Annotated in this window: 16 protein-coding genes; 10 read left to right on the forward strand and 6 right to left on the reverse strand. The window is 69.8% G+C overall.

Features of this window, described 5'->3' with window-relative positions; translation table 11 throughout:
* The first annotated feature begins 123 nt into the window (after positions 1-123).
* From pyrH to D473_RS0121150, 4 genes are all read left to right on the forward strand, one after another.
* Complete coding sequence (pyrH, locus tag D473_RS0121135; protein ID WP_017611034.1) at positions 124-876, forward strand: UMP kinase; 753 nt, start codon at positions 124-126, stop codon at positions 874-876.
* Between the two features lie 56 nt (positions 877-932).
* Positions 933-1,490 (forward strand): ribosome recycling factor, encoded by a 558-nt coding sequence (gene frr / locus D473_RS0121140; protein ID WP_017611035.1) that lies wholly within the window; start codon positions 933-935, stop codon positions 1,488-1,490.
* Positions 1,491-1,493: 3 nt separating this feature from the next.
* Positions 1,494-2,429, forward strand: coding sequence for a phosphatidate cytidylyltransferase (locus D473_RS0121145; protein WP_017611036.1), 936 nt, complete (start codon positions 1,494-1,496; stop codon positions 2,427-2,429).
* Between the two features lie 83 nt (positions 2,430-2,512).
* Positions 2,513-3,694, forward strand: a complete 1,182-nt coding sequence (locus D473_RS0121150) for a pyridoxal phosphate-dependent aminotransferase (protein ID WP_026127169.1) — start codon at positions 2,513-2,515, stop codon at positions 3,692-3,694.
* Positions 3,695-3,732: 38 nt separating this feature from the next.
* On the opposite strand, the gene D473_RS0121155 is transcribed toward D473_RS0121150, so the two are convergent.
* From D473_RS0121155 to D473_RS0121180, 6 genes are all read right to left on the reverse strand, one after another.
* Positions 3,733-5,157 carry an APC family permease gene (locus D473_RS0121155; RefSeq protein WP_026127170.1) on the reverse strand — a complete coding sequence of 475 codons (1,425 nt, stop codon included), beginning with the start codon at positions 5,155-5,157 and terminating at the stop codon, positions 3,733-3,735.
* A gap of 87 nt (positions 5,158-5,244) precedes the next feature.
* On the reverse strand, positions 5,245-6,477 hold the full coding sequence (locus tag D473_RS0121160; protein WP_241474846.1) for a heparan-alpha-glucosaminide N-acetyltransferase domain-containing protein: 1,233 nt from the start codon (positions 6,475-6,477) through the stop codon (positions 5,245-5,247).
* A 161-nt stretch (positions 6,478-6,638) separates the two neighbouring features.
* Positions 6,639-8,918 (reverse strand): 1,4-alpha-glucan branching protein GlgB, encoded by a 2,280-nt coding sequence (gene glgB, locus D473_RS0121165; protein WP_017611040.1) that lies wholly within the window; start codon positions 8,916-8,918, stop codon positions 6,639-6,641.
* 126 nt (positions 8,919-9,044) lie between these two features.
* Entirely contained in the window at positions 9,045-10,430 is a 1,386-nt protein-coding gene (locus D473_RS0121170; protein WP_017611041.1) for a maltokinase N-terminal cap-like domain-containing protein, read from the reverse strand.
* A 1-nt stretch (position 10,431) separates the two neighbouring features.
* The gene (treS, locus tag D473_RS0121175) at positions 10,432-12,276 is read right to left on the reverse strand and encodes a maltose alpha-D-glucosyltransferase (RefSeq protein WP_017611042.1); all 1,845 of its coding nucleotides are present in this window, start codon (positions 12,274-12,276) and stop codon (positions 10,432-10,434) included.
* A gap of 88 nt (positions 12,277-12,364) precedes the next feature.
* The gene (locus D473_RS0121180) at positions 12,365-14,335 is read right to left on the reverse strand and encodes an alpha-1,4-glucan--maltose-1-phosphate maltosyltransferase (protein WP_017611043.1); all 1,971 of its coding nucleotides are present in this window, start codon (positions 14,333-14,335) and stop codon (positions 12,365-12,367) included.
* Positions 14,336-14,979: 644 nt separating this feature from the next.
* On the opposite strand from D473_RS0121180, the gene D473_RS0121185 reads away from it, so the two are divergent.
* The 6 genes from D473_RS0121185 (at position 14,980) to D473_RS25190 (ending at position 23,775) form a co-directional block, all read left to right on the forward strand.
* Entirely contained in the window at positions 14,980-17,118 is a 2,139-nt protein-coding gene (locus tag D473_RS0121185) for a transglycosylase domain-containing protein (RefSeq protein ID WP_017611044.1), read from the forward strand.
* A gap of 335 nt (positions 17,119-17,453) precedes the next feature.
* The gene (locus tag D473_RS0121190) at positions 17,454-18,062 is read left to right on the forward strand and encodes an ECF transporter S component (RefSeq protein WP_017611045.1); all 609 of its coding nucleotides are present in this window, start codon (positions 17,454-17,456) and stop codon (positions 18,060-18,062) included.
* 2 nt (positions 18,063-18,064) lie between these two features.
* On the forward strand, positions 18,065-19,570 hold the full coding sequence (locus D473_RS0121195) for an ABC transporter ATP-binding protein (protein ID WP_017611046.1): 1,506 nt from the start codon (positions 18,065-18,067) through the stop codon (positions 19,568-19,570).
* Positions 19,567-20,349, forward strand: coding sequence for an energy-coupling factor transporter transmembrane component T (locus tag D473_RS0121200; protein ID WP_017611047.1), 783 nt, complete (start codon positions 19,567-19,569; stop codon positions 20,347-20,349). Before D473_RS0121195 ends, D473_RS0121200 begins: the two co-directional genes overlap by 4 nt.
* 27 nt (positions 20,350-20,376) lie before the next feature.
* Positions 20,377-21,183, forward strand: coding sequence for an enoyl-CoA hydratase/isomerase family protein (locus D473_RS0121205; protein ID WP_017611048.1), 807 nt, complete (start codon positions 20,377-20,379; stop codon positions 21,181-21,183).
* Positions 21,184-21,504: 321 nt separating this feature from the next.
* Positions 21,505-23,775, forward strand: a complete 2,271-nt coding sequence (locus D473_RS25190) for a protein kinase domain-containing protein (protein WP_033353766.1) — start codon at positions 21,505-21,507, stop codon at positions 23,773-23,775.
* The last annotated feature ends 81 nt before the right edge of the window (positions 23,776-23,856 follow it).

Genomic DNA, 23,856 nt, shown 5'->3' on the forward strand with positions numbered 1-23,856 from the left:
AGATCTCCCCGGCACCTTTGGTGGATCAGGGCGGTTTACGGCGCCGCAGGCGGGGCCGGCCGTGACAGATGAACTCGGGGGACCCGTGCCGCTCGGGGACGAACAGGGAGGCCTCAGGCCGTGATGGAAGAGACGAACACCGAACCCGCCATGCACGACTCCGGTTGGAAACGGGTCATGCTCAAGCTTTCCGGGGAGGCGTTCGCGGGCGGTGGCGGTCTGGGTATCGACCCCGAGATCGTGCAGTACGTTGCCGAGTCCATCGCCGAAGCGGTCTCCGAGGGTATGCAGGTCTCGGTGGTCGTCGGCGGCGGCAACATGTTCCGCGGCGCGGAGCTCACCGAGGGCGGTATGGAGCGCGGCCGGGCCGACTACATGGGCATGCTCGGCACCGTCATCAACTGCCTGGCACTGCAGGACTTCCTGGAGCGCCTGGGTGTGGACACGCGCGTGCAGACCGCGATCCACATGAGCCAGGTCGCCGAGGCCTACATCCCGCGCCGCGCCGCCCGACACCTGGAGAAGGGCCGTGTGGTCATCTTCGGTGCCGGTCTGGGCGCGCCGTTCTTCTCCACCGACACCACGGCCGCTCAGCGTGCGCTGGAGATCGGTGCCCAGGCAGTGCTCAAGGGCACCCAGGTCGACGGGGTCTACGACTCCGACCCGCAGCGCAACCCCGACGCGGTCAAGTTCGACAAGCTCAACTACAACGAGGTCCTCACCCGCGGACTGAAGGTCATGGACGCGACCGCGGTCAGCCTGTGCATGGACAACGGACTGCCCATCGTGGTGTTCGACCTGATGAGCCAGGGCAACATCCTGCGTGCGGTACGCGGTGAGAAGATCGGCACCATCGTCGGCCCGTCCGGGTCCTGACGCCGGACCGCCGGGCCACATAGCCACGAACACCAAGTAGTTCCGGGAGCGCCACAATGACCGAAGAAACCCTCCTCGAGGCCGAAGAGAAGATGGAGAAGGCCGTCGGGGTCGCGAAAGAGGACTTCGCGGCCATCCGCACGGGCCGTCCCAACCCGGCGACCTTCAACAAGATCACCGTCGACTACTACGGTACGACCACGCCGATCAACCAGCTGGCCTCGTTCTCGGTTCCCGAACCGCGCATGATGGTCATCTCGCCGTTCGACGTGAGCGCGCGGACCAACATCGTCAACGCGATCCGCAACAGCGACCTGGGGGTGAACCCCTCCGACGACGGTCAGGTCATCCGCGTGGTCTTCCCGGAGCTGTCCGAGGAGCGCCGCAAGGAGTACGTGAAGCTCGCGCGCACCAAGTCCGAGGACGCCCGTGTCTCGATCCGCAACGTGCGCCGCCGTGCCAAGGACAGCTTCGAGAAGGCGGTCAAGGCCGGCGAGGTCGGTGAGGACGAGGCCCATCGTGCGCAGGCCGAGCTGGAAGAGCTGGCGCAGAAGTACGTCGGCAGCATCGACGAACTGCTCAAGCTCAAGGAATCGGAACTCCTCGAGGTCTAGACAGTGACGACACCTTCCCGCGGCTCCGGAGGTGGCGATCACTCGCCGGAGCACAGACCCGACGAGGAATCGCCGACCGATTCCGACCAGGCCGACGGGCAGCGTTTCGTGCTGCACAAGCCGGGGGGCGATCCGGTGCGCACCGGCCGCAACCTCCCGGTGGCCATCGCGAGCGGCGTCGTGCTCGGCGTGCTCGTCTTCTTCTCCATCTTTCCCTGGCCGCAGCTGTTCACGATCATCACCTCGATCGCGGTGCTGCTGGGGCTGCGCGAGCTCAACCGGGCCTTCGCGCGCAAGGACGTGCACCTGGCCGTGGTGCCGTTGGCCCTGGGCGGTGTGGCGATGCAGTCCGCCGCCTACTTCGGAGGGCCCCCGGTACTGCTGGGTGCGACCGCGTTGACCGCTCTGGTCGCCCTGTCGTGGCGGTTGCGCGGGGGCGCGGACGGGTTCGCCGCCGACTCCGCCGCGAACATGTTCACCGTGGTGTACCTGCCGTTCCTGTTGGCGACCTGGCAGTTGCTCATCGCCCACCCCGGCGACGGGCAGTTCTGGTTGGTCACCTTCATCGTGGTGACGATCTCCAGTGACATCGGGGGATATTTCGCCGGAATCCTGCTGGGCAGCCACAAGATGGCCCCGGTGATCAGCCCCAACAAGACATGGGAGGGTTTCGGCGGTTCGGTACTGGGCTGCGCGATCGCCGGTGCCCTGTGCGTGACGGAGATGCTGGACGGCGACTGGTGGGTCGGTGTGGTCCTGGGCCTTGCCGTGGTGCTGGCCGCGACCGTCGGCGACCTCATCGAGTCGCTGCTCAAGCGCGACCTCGGCATCAAGGACATGGGCCGGTTCATGCCGGGCCACGGCGGCCTCATGGACCGTATGGACTCGTTGCTCATCGCCGGCCCCGTGGTGTGGGTGGTGCTGAGCCTGCTGCTCTGAACGCCCGGATCCGGCAACGGAGGAGTGAAGCGGGGGCCGACCAGGAGTGTCGGTCCCCGTCGTGCTGTCGATACGCTCGTGATGTGAGTGAACCGCTGATCGAGAGAATGCGCTCCTACGGCGAGACGATCTTCGCCGAGATGACGCGCCTGGCCAACGAGACCGAGTCGGTCAACCTCGGGCAGGGCTTTCCCGACACCGACGGGCCCCGCTCTCTGTTGGAGGGTGCGAACCGCTACGTGCTCGAGGGAGTGAACCAGTACCCGCCCGGGTCGGGGCGACCGGAGCTGCGCGAGGCCGTGGCCCGCTACCGGTCCCGCCGCCACGGCATCGAACTCGACCCGGAGACGCAGGTCTACGTCACCGTCGGGGCGACCGGCGCTCTGGCGGCCTCCCTGCTGTCCCTGGTGGAGCGCGGCGACGAGGTCCTCGTCTTCGAGCCGATGTACGACTCCTACGCGGCCCTGATCAGTCTGGCCGGGGGAGTGCGCAGGACGGTGCCGCTGCGCCCCGACAGCACCACGGGGCGCTTCACGTTCGACCCCGACGAACTGCGTGCCGCCGTGGGGCCGCGTACCCGGGTGATGATCGTGAACACGCCCCACAACCCGACCGGCGCGGTCTTCGACGCCGAGGAGTTGGCGGAGATCGCGAAGGTCTGCCGTGAGCACGACCTCGTCGCGGTCACCGACGAGGTGTATGAGTTCCTGACCTTCGACGGTCTGCCGCACGTGCCGTTGGCGACCCTGCCGGGCATGGCCGAACGCACCCTGTCGATCTCGTCCGTGGGCAAGACCCTCGCGGTGACGGGCTGGAAGACCGGATGGGTCATGGGCCCCGAACCGCTGGTGCGGGCCGCGCGCACGGTCAACCAGTTCCTCACCTTCTCGGCCAACGGGGCACTGCAGTTGGCGATCGCCGACGCGCTCGAGGCCGAGGAGAAGTGGATCTTCGCGCAACGCGACGCGCTGCAGCAGAAGCGTGACCGTCTCGCCGAGGGCCTGACGGAGACCGGTTTCGACGTACGGCCTTGCGAGGGCACCTATTTCCTCATGGCCGACATCCGGCCCCTGGGCTTCTCCGACGGCGAGGAACTCGCCCGGGCCCTGCCCCGTGAGGCCGGTGTGGCTGCGGTGCCCGCCTCGGCCTTCTACGACCACGAGGAGGAGGGCGCGCACCTGCTGCGCTTCGCCTTCTGCAAGCGTGACGAGGTCCTGGACGAGGCGCTCACGCGTCTGCGCCGCTGGCACGCCGACCGCGGCTGACACCGCGGTGGCCGGTGCACCGGCCACCGCGGTCCGGGTCAGGGGCGTGGGGAGCTCCGACGGGCACGCAGGGCCTGGAGGAGGCGGTCCTCGGCGCCGGCGCCCGCGCGTACACGGGGCAGGCGCAGGATCAGGAACAGACCCGCGATCCACCACACGAGCACCATCGGCCACTCCTCGGGCCAGGAGAGGGCGGCGGGCATGCCCGGCAGGTAGAGCAGGAACAGGCCGAAGGCCAGTACGAACGCGACGATACCGGCCGGGGTGCCCGCAGGTACCCGGAAGGGGCGCTCCATGCCCGGCTCCCGGCGGCGCAGCACGAGGAAACAGGCGATGACCGACAGGTAGGCGATGACGATGTTGAACGCCCCGGCGTTGCTCAACCAGACCAGCATCGGATCGCCGAAGAGCGGCGCGAGCACCGACAGCACACCGATGAACAGGATCGCGTTGGAGGGAGTGCGGTAGCGCGGATGCAGGCGGCCGAACCAGGCCGGCACCATCCCGGAACGCCCCATCGCGAACAGCAGCCGGCTGCCCCCGATGAGGAAGGCGTTCCAGCTGGTGAGCAGCCCTGCGATCCCGCCGAGGACGAGCAGGTTGCCCATCGTGCGGCTGTCCCACACGGCGGCCACGGAGTCGGCGGAGGCCAGCTCGGAGTCGAGCAGCTCCGCGGGGGACAGGCCGGCCCCGGCGGTGAGCATGACCATCACGTACCAGGCGGTCGCGCAGAACACCGAGACCACGAGCAGCCCGCCCGCGAGGCGGTAGGGAACCTTGATCTCCGAGGCCGACTGCGGGATCACGTCGAAGCCCACGAACAGGAACGGCACCGCCACCAGCACGACGAAGAGCCCGGAGGCGCCGCCGGTGAAGAGCGGTTCCATGTTCTCCGCGGAGCCGCCGACGAAGGAGCCGGTGACCATCATCGCCCCGATCCCGAGCAGGAACAGCACGGCGACGATCTGGAGGACACTGGCGGGGCGGATACCCACGTAGTTGACGGCCGCCATGGACACGGCGGTGACGACACCGACCGCGACCAGGCTCGCCTGCACGTCGTACTCGGCGATGGTCCACAGGTGGCCCGCGCCCATGTCGGGGAACAGGTAAACGAGGGTCTCGGGTACCGCGACCGCCTCGAAGGCCACCACGGACACGTACCCGAGGACCATCGCCCAGGAGGCCACGAGTGCCCCCTTGGGCCCGATCGCCCGCAACGCGTAGTGGTGCTCGCCTCCGGCGTACGGCAACGCGGAGACGAGCTCGGAGTAGATGAGGCCGACGAAGGCCATGATGGCGCCGCCGATGACGAAGGCGAGCGCTGCGCCGCCGGGACCGGCCGCGTCGATGAACTCACCGGTCAGGACGATCCAGCCGAAGCCGATCATCGCCCCGAAGGACAGTGCGAGGACGTCTCCGCGCCCGAGGACCCTCAGCAGGCCCGTACTCTGATCGGCCATGCCCTTCCCCTCACTCGTGTGCAGGAGGACACCCAAACACGCTCGGGGCACCGGTGGAAGGGGGGCACGGGCCGGACGAGGGGTGGCCTACGTGTCGGCCCCGGTCCCCCGTGACGGCCGCGTGCCCGGCACCACGGCCCTGCTCACCGTGGACACCAGCGCCTCCAGGGGCCCGCGTCCCACGATCTTGTGCCAGGCCAGACCGAACACGATCGACCCGACGACGAAGACCTCCGGCATGGACTCGTTCAACCAACGTGACAGCCCACCCGCGGTGTGGTCCAGGTTCGCCTGCCAGACCATGGCCAGGCCGTGTGCCACGTACACGGTCAGCGCCAACGTTCCCGTCGCGATGAACGGCCTCAGCAGCCGCGGCAGGTGGTCGGCCAGGTACAGGCACGCCACGAGCACCGCCATGGCCAGCCCGGTACCGCCCACGATCTCGGGGGTCGTGGCGGTGTGCGAGACGCTGGAGAGCAGCCACCGGGCGTCCTCGGTGGGCAACGGCCCCTGGTACTCCTCACGCGGCCCCAGCTCTTCGACGAGCCGGTAGCTCTCCCAGGCGTGCCAGGAGGCGCGGTAGGCGACCGAGTTCAGCAGCAGCCCCAGAGCGGCGATCCCCAGTCGGACCGTGTGCGAACGCAGGTCCAGACGCCCCACGGCCAGGCCGGCCAGCACGACCGCCACGTAGCTCAACGCCGGGTAGAGCCCGTAGACCGCCAGGTCCAGCAGTCCCTGCTCCAGGAAGATGTGCCCCGGTGAGGACTGGTTCCATGCCTGGGTGATCTCGAAGAACCGCCCGCCCACGTCGTTGGAGCGCCGCAACGCGTACAGCAGCTGCGGCCCCACGATCACGGCGGTGACTGCGGCGGCCGCGCTCCATTTCGCGTTCAGCCGCAGGAACGGCACCGCCAGCAGGAAGTACAGGCCGTAGTAGGTGATGATGACCGTCAGCGCGGCCTCGGTGGGGGCCACGATCGAGGTGAGCGTCCACCCGATGAGCATCAGCACCACGCCGCGCACCGCCACCCGGCCCGCGGTCACGTGCCCCTGGCTGCCGCGGTGCGGTTCACGTGTCCCGGAGATGAGCGCCAGCGACACCCCGGCCAGGAACGTGAACAGGATCGTCGAACGCCCCCAGGCCGCCTGGTGGGTCAACCAGGCCGTCACCGTGTCATCGGGGACGAACGGGACGCTGAAGTGCACGATCAGCATGCCCGCGATCGCCGCCCAGCGGGCCAGGTCCACCCCTTCCAGCCGTGGTCGGGCCTCATTCGGGGCAGGGGAGGGCGGGGCAGCGGGGTGGCGGGGCGCAGTCATGGACCTTACTGGAACCGGACGATCGGGGACACGAACCTCCGTAGGGTAGTGACCCGGGCGCACTCCCCGCGACACGTGCAGGAGCTCCGGTGCGCAACGCCACTGGCCACTGCGCACGCCGAAGGGCCCCGGGGGATACCCGAGGCCCTTCACCGGCAGGTTCAGTTCTGTGGCTCGAACCAGACCGCGGACAGCGGCGGCAGCGTGACCGGCGCCGAGCACGGCTGCCCGTGCCACCCCGTCTCCTCGGCCTCCACCGCCGTCGGCGCCGGGTGGCCCGATCCGCCGAAACGGGTGTCGTCGGTGTTGAGGACCGTGTTCCACCGTCCCGCGCGCGGCAGCCCGATGCGCCAGTCCTGCCGCGGTACCGGAGAGAAGTTCACCGCGCAGGCCAGCACGGAACCCTCCTGCCCCGACCTCAGGTAGGAGAGTGTGTTGCCCTCGTGGTCGCCCCCGTCCAGCCAGGTGAACCCGGCCGGATCGGTGTCCAGCGACCACAGCGCCTCACGCGGACGATAGGCGTCGTTGAGCTCCTTGACCAGGCGCTGGGCCCCCGCGTGGTGGTCGAACTGCAGCAGCCACCACGGCACACCCTCCTCGTGCGACCACTCCTCGCCCTGGGCGATCTCCCCGCCCATGAACAGCAGCTGCTTGCCCGGGTGCGACCACATGAAGCCCAGCAGCGCCCGCACGTTCGCCACCCGCTGCCACTCGTCCCCGGGCATCTTGTTGAGCAGGGACTGCTTGCCGTGCACCACCTCGTCGTGCGACAGCGGCAGCACGTAGTTCTCGCTGTAGGCGTACATCATCGCGAAGGTGATGTCGTTGTGGTGGTACTTGCGGTGGACGGGTTCCTTCTTCACGTACTCCAGGGAGTCGTGCATCCACCCCATGTTCCACTTGAGTCCGAACCCGAGCCCGCCGAGGTCGACCGGCGTGGTCACCCCCGTGTAGGCGGTGGACTCCTCCGCGATCATCACCGCGCTCGGGTTGCGCCGGTACACGGCCGAGTTGAGCTCCTTGAGGAACTCGATCGCCTCCAGGTTCTCCCGGCCGCCGAAGGCGTTGGGCTCCCACTGTCCGGAGTCGCGCGAGTAGTCGAGGTAGATCATCGACGCCACCGCGTCCACCCGCAGACCGTCGATGTGGAACTCCTCCAACCAGTACAGGGCGTTGGCGATGAGGAAGTTGCGCACCTCGGTCCGGCCGTAGTTGAAGATGAGCGTGCCCCAATCGGGGTGCTCGCCCCGGCGCGGGTCCGGGTGCTCGTACAGCGCGGTCCCGTCGAACCGGGCCAGCGCCCAGGAGTCCTTGGGAAAGTGCGCGGGGACCCAGTCCAGCAGTACACCGATCCCCGCCCGGTGCAGCGCGTCCACCAGGTGCCGGAACCCGTCCGGCGTCCCGAACCGCGGTGTGGGAGCGAAGTAGGAGGTGACCTGGTAACCCCACGACCCGTCGAAGGGGTGCCCGGCCACCGGCAGGAGCTCCACGTGCGTGAACCCGTGCTCGGCCACGTACTCCACCAGCTGCTCGGCGAGCTCCTCGTAACCCAGCCCCGGCCGCCACGAGCCCAGGTGCACCTCGTAGACGCTCATCGGCGCCCGGTGCGGCTCCGTGCCCTTGCGGGCGGACATCCACTCCTGGTCGCCCCACACGTAATCGGAGGAGGTGATCACCGACGCCGTCGCCGGCGGCATCTGGGTGGCCCGCGCCATCGGGTCGGCCTTGTCGTGCCAGTGGCCGTCCGCGCCCAGCAGTTGGAACTTGTACAGGTCGCCCTCGCCCGGCCCCGGGACGAAGAGCTCCCACACCCCGCTCGAACCGAGGCTGCGCATCGGGTGGCCGACACCGTTCCAGTAGTTGAAGTCGCCGATGACACGGACCCCGCGCGCGTCGGGCGCCCACACCGAGAACCCGGTGCCCTCGACCTCGCCCGCGCGGGTGGAGAGGGTCTCCGGGTGCGCGCCCAGGACGTTCCACAGCTCCTCGTGCCGGCCCTCGCCGATGAGGTGCAGGTCGAGCTCGCCCAGGGTCGGGGCGAGGGTGTAGGGCTCGGCGCTCAGGTGCTCCTCGCCGCCCTCCTCGTAACGGGCGGCCACGCGGTACTCGGCCGGGGCCCCCAGCGCCTTCTTGGCCACCTTGCCGGAGAAGACGCCCCGGTGCAGGTGGGAGAGTTCCACCCGTGAGCCGTCACCCAGGACGGCGTGCACGTCCAGCGCCCCCGGACGCAGGGCCCGCACGACCGTGCTGCGGCCCTCGGTGTGCGCACCCAGTACGCAGTGCGGGTCGTGGTGGCGGCCGTCGACGACACGGTCGATCTCGGACAGGAGCTCGGGGGAGGGCCCGGCAGGACGGCGCGTGCGCGGCGCCGGTGCGGCGGCCTTCGGCGTGGAGGCCGCGGCGTGCTCGTTCGGCTGTCGTTCTTCGTGTGACGGGGACAAGACGGCTCCGTGTGTGGTTCGTGGTCGTGGACAGTGCTCGTGATCGGGGGCGGGAGTCCTGTGGGGAGAGGGAAGACACGGTGCGGTCACGGGGCCGCTCCCGGCCGCCGTGACCGCACCCCGCTGTCAGCCCGGCACCGAGGTCGCGACCGCCGAGGCGATCGAGTCCAGCGGTACCCGTAGCCAGTTGGGCCTGTTCCGGGCCTCGTACAGCACCTCGTAGACCGCCTTGTCGAACTCGAAGGCCCGCAGGGCGATCAGGTGTTTCTCCGGGTCGATACCGCCGCCGTCGGCGTAACCGCGGCAGAAGGCCTCCCGGTTGTGCCGGGCCCAGGAGCGGGCCGACTGTTCCAGGTCGGGTTCGCCCGGATGGTCGATGAGCAGGTACCCGGCCGCGTAGTCGAAGGAGCGCAACATCCCGGCCACGTCCCGCAGCGGGTTGGACAGGCGCCGGCGGTCCTGCACCGGCATCGTGGGTTCACCCTCGAAGTCGAGCAGGACCCATCCCCGCTCCGGGCGGATGACCTGCCCCAGGTGGTAGTCGCCGTGCACCCGCTGGGTCGGCAGCGGCCCGTCCACCTGGGAGAAGTCGGAGTAGGCCGACATCACGCTCTGGGCGTGCTCGGCCAGTTCCGGGACCTCCGCGGTGGCCATCGCCAGGCGTTCGACCATGGCTTCGGCCAGGTCGGAGATCTCGCCCAGCGAGAGCACGTCGGTCGGCAGGGCCTGGGACAAGGACCGGTGCACCTCGGCGGTGGTGCGCCCCAACAGCGCTGCTTCCTCCGCGAAGGCCGCCTCCCGCTCCTGGGTCGCTCCCGCGAGCAGCGACCGCACGTTCACGGTCGCCAGGACCCAGCCGTCGGTCGCCTCGGGCACGAAGGTCTGCAGCATCGCGAGCGTGGTCGGGGTGGGAGATCCCGGCAGATCGGCCTCGATCCACCCGCAGGGTTCGGCCACGTAGGGCGATCCCGACAGTGCCGTGTTCAGTTCCAGGTCCGGGTTGGGGCCGGGCCACAGCCGGCGGAAGGTCTTGAGCACGTGGTCGCGGCCGAAGACCAGCGAGGTGTTGGACTGCTCCCCGGTCAGCAACCTGCCCGGTTCACCGGTGCGCACCCGCGCTCCGGGCAGGGTACGGAAACGGACCTCGGAGCGGCCCGCCGACTCCGTGTCGGCGAAACGCTCCAGCAGCAGCCCGGTGAGCTCCTCGTCATGGGCGGCGTCGTAGACGACCTGCGCGCGGCCGCCGAAGACCTGGCACACCCCGATGGCGGTGCGGGCCAGGTGGGCGGGCAGGGTCCGCGGCGGACGCGAGCCCAACATGATCTGGTAGCGCGAGGTCGTGCCGCGTTGGCCCGCTTCCAGGACCAGCAGGTTGAGGTCCGGCCCCTCGGGGCCCACCGACAGCAGCTGGTGCCGGCTCAGGATGCGCAGCCGGCGGAGCGGGATCCCCTTGCCGGAGAACCACCGCTGCCGGGGCAGCCAGACGGCCAGGAGTTCTTCGAGCTCGCACATGTCAGACCGCCCCGCTTCCCTGGGTGCTGCGTGCACTGACCCCGGCCGCGGGAAGGCCGTAACCGGGCAGCTCCCCGGCCTCGTCCCGTGTGCTCTCCTCCGGGACGAGAGGCGGGAGCTGGAACCAGTAGAACCCGTGGCCCGGCAGGGTCAGCAGGTACGGCAGCTCGCCGATCCGGGGGAAACGCGCCCCGCCCACACACTCGATCGGGCTCACCCCGGCGTGCCGGGACAGGTCCAGCTCCACGGGCTGCGGGTACTTGGACAGGTTGTTCACGCAGAGCATCCGGTCGTCGCCGTCCTCGCGGAGGAAGGCCAGCACGCTGGGGTTGGTGGCGTCGAGTTCGGTGTAGGCCCCCGTACCGAAGACCGGGTGGCGTTTGCGGATCTGGATCATGCGCCGCGTCCAGTGCAACAACGACCCCGGGTTGTCGACCTGGGCCTCGACGTTGACGGCCTGGTACCCGTAGATCGGGTCCAGGACCAGCGGCAGGTACAGGCGGCCCGGGTCGCTCTTGGAGAAACCGGCGTTGCGGTCCGAGCTCCACTGCATCGGTGTGCGTACCGCGTCGCGGTCGCCCAGCCAGATGTTGTCGCCCATGCCGATCTCGTCGCCGTAGTAGAGCACCGGTGAGCCCGGCAGCGACAGCAGCAGCGCGTGGAAGAGCTCGATCTGGTCGCGGTCGTTGTCCAGCAGCGGGGCCAGGCGCCGGCGGATCCCCACGTTGGCGCGCATGCGGGGTTCCTTGGCGTATTCCGCGTACATGTAGTCGCGTTCCTCGTCGGTGACCATCTCCAGGGTCAGCTCGTCGTGGTTGCGCAGGAAGATCGCCCACTGGCAGTTCTCCGGGATCTGCGGGGTCTGGGCGAGGATCTCCGAGATCGGGAACCGCTGTTCCTGGCGGACCGCCATGAACATCCGCGGCATCAGCGGGAAGTGGAAGTTCATGTGGCACTCGTCGCCGCCGCTCTCGCGGTCGCCGAAGTAGTCGACGACGTCGGAGGGCCACTGGTTGGCCTCGCTCAGCAGCACCCGGTCCGGGTAGAGGCGGTCGACCTCGGCGCGCACCTGCTTGAGGAACTCGTGCGTCTCCTTGAGGTTCTCGCAGTCGGTGCCCTCGCGCTCGTACAGGTAGGGCACCGCGTCCAGACGGAAGCCGTCGATGCCCAGGTCCAGCCAGTAACGCAGGACCTCCAGGATCGCCTCCTGGACCTTCGGGTTCTCGTAGTTCAGGTCGGGCTGGTGCGAGAAGAAGCGGTGCCAGTAGTACTGGCCGCGTACTTCGTCCCAGCTCCAGTTCGAGGTCTCGGTGTCGACGAAGATGATGCGGGCCTCTTCGTAGCGGTCGGGCGTGTCCGACCAGACGTAGAAGTCGCCGTAGGGCCCCTCGGGGTCCTCCCGGGAGGCCTGGAACCACGGGTGCTGGTCACTGGTGTGGTTCATGACCAGGTCGGTGATGACCCGGATGCCGCGGCGGTGGGCCTCGTCCAGCAGCTCCACGAAATCGGAGGTGCGACCGAACTCCGGGAGGATCTTGAAGTAGTCCGAGATGTCGTAACCGCCGTCCTTGAGCGGTGACTCGTACATCGGCAGCAGCCAGACGCAGTCGATCCCCAGCCACTGGAGATAGTCCAGCTTGCTGGTCAGGCCGGCCAGGTCTCCGGTGCCGTCGCCGTTGGAGTCGGAGAACCCCCGGGCGAGCACCTCGTAGAAGACGGCGTGTTTGTACCAGTAGGGATCGCTGGAACCGCCGGAGGACATCAGTGGTCCGGTGGCGGCCCCGGTGGCCGGGGCCAGGGGACCGTGCTCGGCGTGGTCGCCGGGTCCGGGCGCGTCTTTGCTCATCTACTGCTCCCCACCAAAATGTTCGACGTCGGATCAACGGGCGTCCTCCGGGTGCGGGCCCGGTGCCGGTCGGGCCGCCCCGGGAGCCTCATCTGCCGTTGGTGGTGAACACGTGCGCGGGCCCGGCCGCCGGGTCGAGACGCACGTAGTTGTGCGCTCGCCACGTGTAGGTGCGGCCGGTCAGCTCGTCGGTCACCCCGATGTCCTCCTCCCATGCGCGGCCGATGGACGGCAGATCCAGATGCACCGTCGCCTCGTGGGCGTGGTGCGGGTCGAGGTTGACGACGGCGATGACGACGTCGTCGGGGTCTCCGAGCCCGTTGCCGGGCCGGTGTTTGGAGAAGCAGATGAGCTCGGGGTGGTCCACGTGGTGGAAACGCAGGTTGCGCAGCTCCCGGAGGGCCGGGTGCTCACGGCGGAGCCGGTTGAGCGTGGTCAGCAGGGGCGCGATCGTCTCCCCGGAGGCCTCGGCGGCGGCCCAGTCCCGGGGGCGGTACTGGTATTTCTCCGAGCCGAGGTACTCCTCGCTGCCGGGACGCACCGGGGTGTTCTCGCACAGCTCGAACCCCGAGTAGATGCCCCAGGTGGGGGAAGCCAGCGCGGCGATCACGGCACGGGCCTCGAAGGCGGGCCGGCCCCCGTGCTGGAGGTAGGCGTTGAGGATGTCGGGGGTGTTGGTGAACAGGTTGGGGCGCAGGTGGTGCGCGCTCTCACGGCTGAGCTCGGTGAGGTGCTCGGTGAGCTCGTCCTTGCCGTTGCGCCAGGTGAAGTAGGTGTAGGACTGGTGGAAACCGACCTTGCCGAGGGCGTGCATCATCGCGGGACGGGTGAAGGCCTCGGCCAGGAACAGCACGTCGGGGTCGGTGGCGGCCACGTCGGCGAGCAGGCGCTCCCAGAACGCGACCGGTTTGGTGTGGGGGTTGTCGACGCGGAAGATGCGGACCCCGTGCGACATCCAGTGCCGGACCACACGCAGGATCTCCGTGTAGAGGCCCTCGAAATCGCGGTCGAAGCACAGTGGATAGATGTCCTGGTACTTCTTGGGCGGGTTCTCGGCGTAGGCGATGGAACCGTCGGAGCGCTGGACGAACCACTCGGGGTGCTCGGCCACCCAGGGGTGGTCGGGCGAGCACTGCAACGCCAGGTCCAGGGCGATCTCCATGCCGTGTTCGCCGGCCTCGGCGACGAACGCGTCGAAGTCGGTGAGTGTGCCCAGGTCGGGGTGGACGGCGTCGTGGCCGCCTTCCTCCGAGCCGATCGCCCACACCGATCCGGGGTCGCCGGGGCCCGCGGTGAGGCCGTTGTCGGGGCCCTTGCGGTTGCTGACCCCGACCGGGTGGATCGGCGGCAGGTAGACCACGTCGAAGCCCATGTCGGCGACGGCGGGGAGGCGTTTGGCGGCGGTGGCGAAGGTGCCCGAGAGCTCTTGGCCGGGGACGGTGTCGACCTGGGCGCCCTCGGAACGGGGGAAGAACTCGTACCAGGAACCGAACAGGGCACGCTCGCGGTGCACGGCGACGCGCACCTTGCGTGAGCGGGTGAGGAGTTCGCGCAGGGGCGAGCGTTCCATCGCAGCGACGACGTCGTCGTCGAGGCCGGCCGCGAGGCGCTCCCGGGGTGTGCGGCCGGTGTCGCGCAGTGCCCGGGCAGCGCGCTTCAGGACCGGGTCGCGGGGTACACGGCGCCCGGCTCGGGCGAGCAGACGGGCCCCCTCCTCCAGGACGGGTTCGGTGTCCTGGCCGAGGGGAACCTTGATCTCGGCGCTGTGGCGCCAGGTGAGGAAGGGGTCGTGCCAGGACTCGACCGCGAAGGACCACGGGCCCTCGGCCGGGAGGCTGATCTCGGCCTCGAACCGGTCGGTTCCCGGGTGGTGTTCGTGCATGCGGACGAGGGAACTGCGCCGCCCCTCGGGTGAGTACAGCGCCACGCCCGCGGAGAGGGAGTCGTGGCCCTCGCGTATGACGGTGGCACTCACGGTGAAACGTTCTCCGGGAACTGCTTTCACCGGGCCCAGTTCGTTGGTCGGGAACAGGTCGAGGATGGGCAGGCGTCCGATCACTGGCTACACCGTAATTGTCATGGTTCGGGCGTTTTCTGGATGCGCAACGGGCTTCGGTGAGCAGAAATTGCTCGAGTGAATATGAAGCGGGGTGGAGTGGCGGGCGGTCCACATCCAGGGCTGTCCGGATCACGGATTCGCTGCCCGCCGCTGTCCATCGTCGGCCCTCACATGCCGTTCGGCCGGGCATCGGGGCCGGGCCTTTTACGTGACCTTAGTCACACTGCATCCATGCCTATGAACCTGGTATTTGTGAGGTTTCGCCTGGGTGAACCTCGCAAACCGGTCATAAGTTTCCTGCGTTTCCGCGTGTCCCTCCGGTGGTTTTCGGGTTGTGTGTGGGGGAAATTCGGAAAAGTCATGCTCGTGTTGGTGGTGGTCTTCTCGTGGGTAGGGCTGAACGGATACTGCGTTGGGGCGCAGGGCCGTATTCCGGACATCCCTTGATGTCGCTGTTGTTTCTTGTGGACTGAATGTCTGGGTTGAAGGTGATGTGTCCGTGGCCTTTGCGGGGCATTGAGGAAGATTTTCACTAACGCGCCCGAAATGACCGTTCTGTTCGTGCCGTGCTCCTGGAACTCTTGTGTTGGAGTGCCTGCACCGTCTGATGCGTGGGGCGGGCCGCACACCTCGTAGGGGGCGACGTGAGGGAGCCGGGGGACAAGCGCACACTGCGCGGGAGAGTCGACACCGAGACGAGGGGGAAGGTCCTGCGGCTGGCCGGTCTCGGGGCCCTGGCCGGTCTGTTGAGCGCCGCGCTGCTCATGCCGTGGGTGGGAGGACTCGGACTGGCGGGACGCGACGCCGCCGCGTCCTTCATGGACCTCCCGCACGACCTGGAAGTGCCCCGCCTCGCCGAGCACGTCGTGCTCACCGACACCGACGGCGACCCCTTCGGCGAGGTCGCCCAGCGCGAACGCGAGGTCGTCGAACTCGACGAGATCAGCCCGTGGGTGCCGTCCGCGCTCATGGCCATCGAGGACGACCGCTTCTACGAACACAAGGGCCTCGACCTGCGCGGTCTCCTGCGGGCCGCCCTGCGCACCGCCCAGGGCGACACCCAGGGCGGCTCGACCATCACTCAGCAGTACGTCAAGAACCTGCTGATGGAACAGGCCGAAACCGAGGAGGAACTGGAGCGCGCCAGCGGCCGCAACATCACCCGCAAGATCGTCGAGCTGCGCCAGGCCGTCGAACTCGAGGAGCGCCTCAGCAAGGACGAGATCATGCAGGGCTACCTCAACCTCGCCTACTTCGGTGCGGGCGCCCACGGCATCGAGGTGGCGGCCCAGCGTTACTTCTCCACCACCGCCGCCGAACTCGACCCCGGCCAGGCCGCCACCATCGTCGGGATCGTGCGCAGCCCCTCCTACTACGATCCGCTGCAGAACCCCGAGCAGTCCGAGCAGCGCCGCGACGTCGTCCTCGACCGCATGGTCGACACCGGATACATCGAAGCGGAGGAGGCCGACCAGTACCGCGGTGACCTGCGTATCGACCACACACCCCGCGGAGGAAGCTGCGCCGAGAGCGAATACCCGCACTACTGCCAGTACGTCATGGACTGGCTCCTGACCTCCGACGTGCTCGGCGAGACGGAGGAGGAACGGACCGAAGTCATCGGCCAGGGCGGGATGACCGTGCAGACCGGGCTCAGCCGCCGCGCGCAGGAGGCCGCGCAGGAGGCCGTGGACCGCCACGTGCCCCCGGACGACTCCACGAAGTTCGCTGCGCAGGCCATCGTCCAACCCGGTACCGGCCAGATCCGCGCCCTGGCGCAGAACCTGCGCTACGGGTTCGACGACGAGACCACCGGGACGACCGCCATCAACCTCGCCGTGGACCAGGACGAGGGCGGCTCCACCGGGTTCCAGGCCGGGTCGACGTTCAAGCCCTACACCCTCGCCGCGGCGCTGGACGAAGGGATGGGATACGGGACCAGCTTCGACGCACCCGAGTCGGTCTCCGTGGGCGGCCTCTCCAACTGCGACGGCGAGAACATGTCCTCCTGGAGCGTGTCCAACGCCGGCGAGAGCGACGGGGGAGAGCACAACATGCTCAGCGGGACCAAGGAATCGGTGAACACCTACTTCGCGCAGCTGCAGCGCCGGGTCGGCCTGTGCGAGACCTCGCAGATGGCGAAGAAGCTCGGGGTGCACCGAGCCGACGGCCAGGACCTGGGGGTGTGGAGCTCCTTCACCCTCGGCGACCAGGAGGTGTCGCCGATGAACGTGGCCAACTCCTACGCGGTCTTCGCCTCCGGAGGCGACCTGTGCGAGCCCGTTCCGGCACGGGAGATCACCCTCGGCGATCCCGACAACGGGGGTGAGAGCGTCCAGGTCGGCAGCGAGTGCGAGCAGGTCATCGACTCCGACGTCGCCGACGGCGTCAACCACCTGCTCCAGAAGCCCTTCGAGGGCGGCACCGCCGACGGACTGGACATCGGTTCGCCGGCCGCCGGCAAGACCGGGACCACCGACAACTCCGCCTACGCCTGGTTCGCCGGCTACACCCCGCACCTCTCCTCGGCCGTGGTCGTGGGCGACGTGCGCGGTGGTGAGCAGTACCCGCTCCGGAACGTGACCATCGGCGGCCGCAGCTTCGGTGTGGTCTACGGAGGCACACTGCCCGGACCGATCTGGCAGGAGACCATGCGCGAGGCGGTGGAGGTGACGCCGGAGGACGGCTTCGCGAGCCCGCCCGGCAAGTTCGGCGACCCGTCCTCGGAGCCCTCCGGTTCGGGCGAGGACGATGACGGCGGGGGCGACCCCGACGACGGCTGATCCACATCCGAACCGCAGGTGAAGGGGTGTCCCGGGGCCGGACCGGGGCGCCCCTTCACCGTGTGCGGCCCGCATGTGGGGACGGGCACTCGCCGGATCCGGCCTCGTGACGCATAATGGGAGGAACCGACAGGGGAGCGCGAGAGCGCTGAGAGTGCGGACGAGAGGGCCGCAGACCCTTAGGGCCCGTCCGGCCGAGCCGGAGGGGTCCTGCACCTGATCCGGATCATGCCGGCGAAGGAAGTCGTGGGAACCGTTCCCGGAACACCGGGAACGCTCTCGGCCGTAGCAGTACGGCCGCCCCTCGTCGCCACAGACGAGAGGAACCGATCCGTATGGACACCGAAAGCAGCCCCCGGACCCACCCGGGTGTGATCGCCCTGGCCAGGTCCTGGCGCACCGTGGACATCGTGGTGGGTGCCGTCATCGGCGTCGCCATGGGCGTGGTCTTCTGGCTCTGGGGCCTGGTGTGGTCGGCCACCGGCCCGCTCTTCGTCCTCTTCCCGCCCGCTCAGGCCGTCTTCTACGGCGTCTGGCTGCTCGCGGGCGTGCTGGGCGGTCTCGTCATCCGCAAGCCCGGTGCCGCCGTGCTGACCTCCCTTGCGGCCGCAGCCGTCTCGATGGTCCTGGGCACCCAGTGGGGCGTCATGGTGCTGTTCCAGGGACTGGCACAGGGCCTGCTGCCCGAACTGGTCTTCCTGGCCACGCGTTACCGCCGCTGGACCATGGGCGTCGCCGTCCTCGCCGGTGCTGTCGCCGGGCTCTCGCCCGCGGTGCAGGACGCGGTGCTGTACTACGTGGCCTGGCCGCTGTCCCACAACCTGGTCTACGGCGCCCTCGTGGTGATCAGCTCCGCGCTCATGGCCGGTGCGGGCGCGCGCCTGTTGACCACGTCCCTGGCCCGGGCAGGGGCGTTGACCCCGTTCGCGTCGGCGAGGGACTGACCTTGGCCGACATCCGCCTGTCCGGTTGGGGGTGGCGCCACGCGGGCCGCTCCGCGCACGCCCTGAGGGGGGTGGACCTGCGCATCGACACGGGTGAGCGGGTCCTGCTCCTGGGCGCCTCCGGCGCCGGCAAGTCCACCCTGCTGCACGCTCTGGCCGGGCTCACCGGGCCCGACGGGGCCATCAGCGGGCACCAGGAGGGCACTCTGCTGGTCGACGGCCGCCCGGCCGACCGCGGGCGCGGCCTGGTGGGGCTGGTCAGCCAGGACCCGGACTCGCAACTGGTCATGGCCCGGGCCGGGGACGACGTGGCCTTCGGCCCGGAGAACCTCGGCGTGGACCCCGCCCGGATCTGGCCCCGAGTGGCTCACGCACTGGACGCGGTCGGGTTCCCCTACGGTCAGCGCCACTCCACGAGTGCGCTCTCCGGTGGGGAGAAACAGCGTCTGGTCCTCGCCGGGGCGCTGGCGATGCGGCCCCGGCTCCTGCTCCTGGACGAACCCACCGCCAACCTCGACCCCGAGGGCGCCGCCCTCGTCCGCGGCGTCCTGCAACGGGTCTCGGCCGGGACGGGGGCGACCCTGGTCCTGGTCGAGCACCGGGTCGCCGAGGTCGTCGACCTGGTCGACCGGGTCGTCGTGCTCGAACCCGGCGGCGGTGTCGTCGCGGACGGCACGCCCGCGGAGGTCTTCGCCCGTCATGGCGCGGAACTGGCCGAGCGCGGGGTGTGGGTCCCGGGGCGGGACCCGGAACCGTCCGTGGCCCCTGCCCCGGGCGGCGTTCCCGTCCTGGCGGCGGAAGGGGTGAGCGCACGGACCCCCGCCGAACTGGGTGTGCGCGGCGGCGGGCGCAGGACCGTACTGGAGGACGTGGACCTCGAGGTCCGCTCCGGCACGGCCACCGCCCTCGTCGGCCCCAACGGCTCGGGCAAGTCCACGCTGCTGACCCTGCTGGCCGGGCTCGACCGTCCCCACCGCGGCGCCGTCCTGCCGCGCGGCCCCCTGGCAGGGGCCGACCGGCGTCCTCTGTCCCGGTGGCCCGCACGCCGTCTGGCCCGGCACGTGGGGACCGTCTTCCAACACGCCGAGGACCAGTTCGTCACCGCCAGTGTGCGGGAGGAGCTCGGGTTCGGCCCGCGCCGTGCCGGACTGCCGCCGGCCCGGGCCGAGGCCCGCGTCGATGAACTCCTGCAGCGTCTGCGTCTGGAACACCTGGCCGACGTGCATCCCTACACCCTCTCCGGCGGGGAGAAACGGCGGCTGTCGGTGGCCACCGCGCTCGGTTCCGGGCCCGCGAACGCCCCGCACGTGCTGGCTCTGGACGAACCCACCTTCGGTCAGGACACCCGCACCTGGAGCGAACTGGTGGATCTGCTCGCGGCCCTGCGCACCGGCGGCAGCGCGGTGCTCATGGCCACCCACGACCCCCTCCTGCAGGGGCGCTTCACCGACACCCGGGTCCGGGTCGGTGGGGCAGACGTGCACGTCGGCGAGGGGAGGAGGGCGTGAGCGCGAGCAGCGGCGACACCCTGACCATGGACGTGCCCGAGGACGCCGGTGCCCGCCACTGGCTGACCCGTTTCAACCCCGCCGCCAAACTCCTGGCCGCGCTGACCCTCGCCCTCGGGCTGGTCCCGGCCGCCGACCCCGTCACCGGCGCGGTCGTGCTCGCGGCCGCCGTGGCCCTGGTGCCCTTCAGCGGCGCGGACGTGCGCACCCTGCTCGTGCTCGGGCTGCCCTTCCTGCTCATGGGCGGCTCGACCCTGATGGTCAACCTCCTCTACGGCGACCAGGGGGCCGAGGGTGCCCTCGGCGCGGCCGTGCGGGTCCTCGCCATTGCCCTGCCCGGCCTGCTCACCGCCGTCAGCAGCGACCCCACCGACCTCTCCGACGGGCTCGTGCAACGTCTCAAGATGCCCGAACGACCCGCGATGGGGGTGCTGGCCGCTCTGCGCCTCGTACCGCTGCTCGCCCACCAGTGGCGCACCATCACCCTCGCCCGGAGGGCCCGCGGCCTGGCGGCCGGGGGCAACCCCCTCCGTGCGGTTCCGCTGTTCTTCGGACGGCTGTTCTCCCTGCTCGTACGTTCCATCCGCACCGGGACCCTGCTCGCCACCGCCATGGACGCGCGCGCTTTCGGCGCCGGTCCGCGCACCCACGCGCGCCGCAGCCGGTGGGGCCGGCGGGACACCCTGCTCCTGGCCGCCGCCCCCGCACTGCTCCTGTGCGCTTACGGACTCTCCTACAGCACACGCACCCTGGTGCTGCTCTGGACCGGGACCGGGTGATAGGCAATTGCGGTCAGGGACGTCGAGATGGAGAAGGTGAAGAGCGTGGCCGAGTTCGTGCGTGTGGAGACCGACCCCGACAACCCGGGGGTGGCCGTCATCCGGTTGGACCGCCCCAAGGTCAATGCACTCAACGCCGCTCTGACCGCTGAGATCGCCGAGGCCGCAGCACAGGTCTCCGGCGACGACGAGGTCCGTGCCGTGGTCGTCTACGGGGGCGAGCGTGTCTTCGTCGCCGGCGCCGACATCAAGGAGATGGGCGATCGCACGGCGGTGCAGATGCGCGAGTACTCCCGCGGCCTGCAGGAGGCGCTCAACGCCGTGGAGCGTATCCCCAAGCCGGTCGTGGCCGCCGTGACCGGGTACGCGCTCGGCGGCGGACTGGAGCTGGCCCTGTCCGCCGACTTCCGCGTCGCCGGCGCCGAGGCCAAGCTGGGTGTGCCCGAGATCCAGCTCGGTGTCATCCCCGGCGCCGGCGGTACCCAGCGCCTTCCGCGCCTCATCGGCCCGGCCCGCGCCAAGGACCTGATCTTCACCGGTCGGCACGTGCGTGCCGAGGAGGCCCGTGAGATCGGTCTGGTCGACGAGGTCGTGGCCGACGAGGAGGTCTACGCCGCCGCCGTCGCCAAGGTCGCCCCGCTCGCCCAGGGGCCGGCCGTGGCACTGGCCGCCGCCAAGGAGTCCGTCGACCGCGGTCTGGAAACCGACCTGTCCACGGGGCTGGAGATCGAGAGGATGCAATTCGCCTCTCTCTTCGCCACCGATGATCAGAAGACCGGGATGCGTAGTTTTGTCGAGGAGGGCCCCGGCAAGGCGCGGTTCGAGGGCCGCTGACCGGGCACGGGGCCGATCGGCTCCTGGGGTGAGGGCCGGCGCCGGTGGCCGCAAACGGTCAGTGGTGCCGGTTCCTCCGTCCTCCGGTCTCGAAGCGGCGCGCCCGCGCGATACCGTCGGTGGGAACCGCCACGCCGTTTTTTCCGTCATACTCGTGGTGGTGAGCCCACGCGGACGGGCCGCCCGGACCCCCGAACCCCGGCGGCGCACACAACGAGTCATGCGGGCACAAGACGGGCCACACGAAGCCAATGTTGACCCATCCCCCGGCCGCTAAGCTGGACGTGGTGGTATGCGGTCTTTTGAGGGGATGAATTCTCGATGTCAATATCGGCAGGTTTCCCCACGGGCGAGGAGCTGCCGGAGCGCATCGGCCACTACACCATCCGCCGCCGTATCGGGCAGGGCGGCATGGGAGTGGTGTATCAGGCCGAGGATCCCCGGACCAACCAGTTCGTGGCGGTGAAGGTCCTCAAGCCCGAGGTGGCGGGGGACGAGATCGCGCGCGCCCGGCTCTCGCGCGAGGTCGAGACGATGCGGCGCGTGCAGAGCCCGAACGTGGCCGAGGTGATCGAGGCCGATACGCAGGCCGAGCTGCCGTGGGTGGTCACCGAGTACATCCCGGGTCCGACCCTGGACGCGACCGTGACGGACCACGGTCCGCTGCGCGGTCGTGCGCTGACCCGCTTCGTGGCCGGTATGGCCCGGGCGATCAAGGACATCCACGCCGTGGACGTGATCCACCGGGACCTCAAGCCCGGCAACGTCATCATCTCCAACGGTGAACCGATCGTCATCGACTTCGGTATCGCCCACGCGGTCGACGGCGCCAAGCTCACCCAGACCGGCACCTTCGTCGGTACACCCAGCTACCTCTCGCCGGAAGTCATCGAGGGCACCGACCTGGGCCCGGCCACCGACGTGCACGCCTGGGGCGGCACCGTGGCCTTCGCGTCGACGGGGCGCCCGCCCTACGGCGCGGGCTCCTTCGAGGTCATCTTCTTCCGCATCCTCAACGGCGAGATCGACATGGACGGCATGCACGAGGCGCTGTGTCCGATCGTCAACCGCGCCGTGTCACGGGAGATGGGCAGCCGGCCCAGCGCGGCCGAGCTCGTCCTGGAGACCAGCCGGCTCAACCTCGATCTCCCTTGGACCGAGGACCCGGGCAGCCCCACGGGCCTCACCGGGAATCACACCGTTCAGGTGCAGCAGGAGCCGCCGGCCTCCGGTGGCGGTGGCGGGGCCGCCGCGGCCGCTGCGGGGGGAGCGGCCGCCGGTGGCGCGGCCGGCGCCTACCTGGCCAACCAGGCCGGCGGGAGCCAGGGTTGGGGACCCCCGCACACCAGCAGCGGTGCCAACCCGGCCCAGAGTGCCTGGGCCTCACCGTCGGCCCCGCAGACCTCGCACGCAGCCTCGGCGGGGTGGGGCAGCGGTGCCCAGCAGTCGCACCGTCCGGCCACGGGCGGATGGGGCACCGAGCAGCAGCCCACGGGCGGGCCGGCCGCCGGTGGGGAGTCCACCGACGACCTCGGCCGGGCCGCCTCCGGCGGGTGGGATCCCGATGAGGAGTCCACCGACGACCTGCGTGGGGCCCAGGGCACCGAGCGCATCACGCCGCAGAGCCCTCAGGCGGACCCGCAGGGCACCATGCGGGTGGATCCGAACCAGGTCCCGGGCCCGGACGACCAGCAGGGCACGATGATGATGCCCGCGAACCGTTCGGAACAGGGACAGGGACCGCCTCCGGCGCCGCCGCAAGAGCCGTCGAACGATACGCCCCAGACCCAGTTCTTCAACTCGGCGCTGCGGCCCGAGGACTTCCGCGACATCCTCACCCCGGTGGGAAGCGGGCGCCCGCACCAGACACAGGAGTTCGACGAGGAGGACTACCGGGAGAACAACAGCGGTCTGCTGGGCCGGTTCCGCAAAGGCAGCAGCGACCGTCTCGGTGACTACTTCCGCGGCGGGTCCGACGCCGAAGAGCACGACGAGTACCACGACGACGAGTACGAGGAGTACGAGGCCCGGCGGATGCACCCGCTGGTACTCGTGCCGGTCATGTTCATGCTCGCGGGTGTGGCCCTGTGGTTCCCGTGGTTCGGCCTGCTGCTGGGGGTGCTGATCCTCGCCGCCCTGTCCGCGCTGGACGTGGTCAAGGCCGAGCACGCGCGGCGTCTGCAGCGGCGCGGCCCCAGCAACTCCGACACGATGATGGTCGTGCTGAGTTTCCCGTGGGCACTGGGCAGGATGCTCGTACGCACGGCCGGGTTCGGCGCGATCTACCTGCTCGGCGGCGTCCTCGTCGGCATGGTCTATTCGGCCTTCGTCGACACCGGGGGTGAGGGCGCGAACTACACCGGCGGGTTCGCGATCTTCGTGATGGTGCTGCTCGGTTACATCATGCCCAGCGGCCGGGAGGCCCGCCATCAGGCGGTGTGGCTGGTGGAGCGGGTGCGTTTCCACAGCATCTACCTCTACATCGGCGTGATCGTGGGCATCTGCCTGCTCACGATGCTGATCCTGTCGGTGGGTCTGGGTTCGGCGCCCGACTGGGTGCCCTTCGGCGGTCCCTCGGACTGGTTCACCTGACCCGCGCGCATGCGAAGGGCCCGTTCGGACGCCTCGGGTTCTAGCGGTCCCCGCAACACCCTGGAGTTCAGGGAGTTGCGG

The sequence above is a fragment of the Nocardiopsis xinjiangensis YIM 90004 genome (assembly GCF_000341145.1).
Taxonomy (GTDB): Bacteria; Actinomycetota; Actinomycetes; order Streptosporangiales; family Streptosporangiaceae; genus Nocardiopsis; species Nocardiopsis xinjiangensis.

Coding starts and splice junctions, on each gene's coding strand:
- pyrH (WP_017611034.1), top strand. CDS start 124: ATGGAAGAGACGAACACCGAACCCGCCATGCACGACTCCGGTTGGAAA.
- frr (WP_017611035.1), top strand. CDS start 933: ATGACCGAAGAAACCCTCCTCGAGGCCGAAGAGAAGATGGAGAAGGCC.
- D473_RS0121155 (WP_026127170.1), bottom strand. CDS start 5,157: ATGGCCGATCAGAGTACGGGCCTGCTGAGGGTCCTCGGGCGCGGAGAC.
- D473_RS0121160 (WP_241474846.1), bottom strand. CDS start 6,477: ATGACTGCGCCCCGCCACCCCGCTGCCCCGCCCTCCCCTGCCCCGAAT.
- D473_RS0121170 (WP_017611041.1), bottom strand. CDS start 10,430: ATGTGCGAGCTCGAAGAACTCCTGGCCGTCTGGCTGCCCCGGCAGCGG.
- treS (WP_017611042.1), bottom strand. CDS start 12,276: ATGAGCAAAGACGCGCCCGGACCCGGCGACCACGCCGAGCACGGTCCC.
- D473_RS0121190 (WP_017611045.1), top strand. CDS start 17,454: ATGGACACCGAAAGCAGCCCCCGGACCCACCCGGGTGTGATCGCCCTG.
- D473_RS0121205 (WP_017611048.1), top strand. CDS start 20,377: ATGGAGAAGGTGAAGAGCGTGGCCGAGTTCGTGCGTGTGGAGACCGAC.
- D473_RS25190 (WP_033353766.1), top strand. CDS start 21,505: ATGTCAATATCGGCAGGTTTCCCCACGGGCGAGGAGCTGCCGGAGCGC.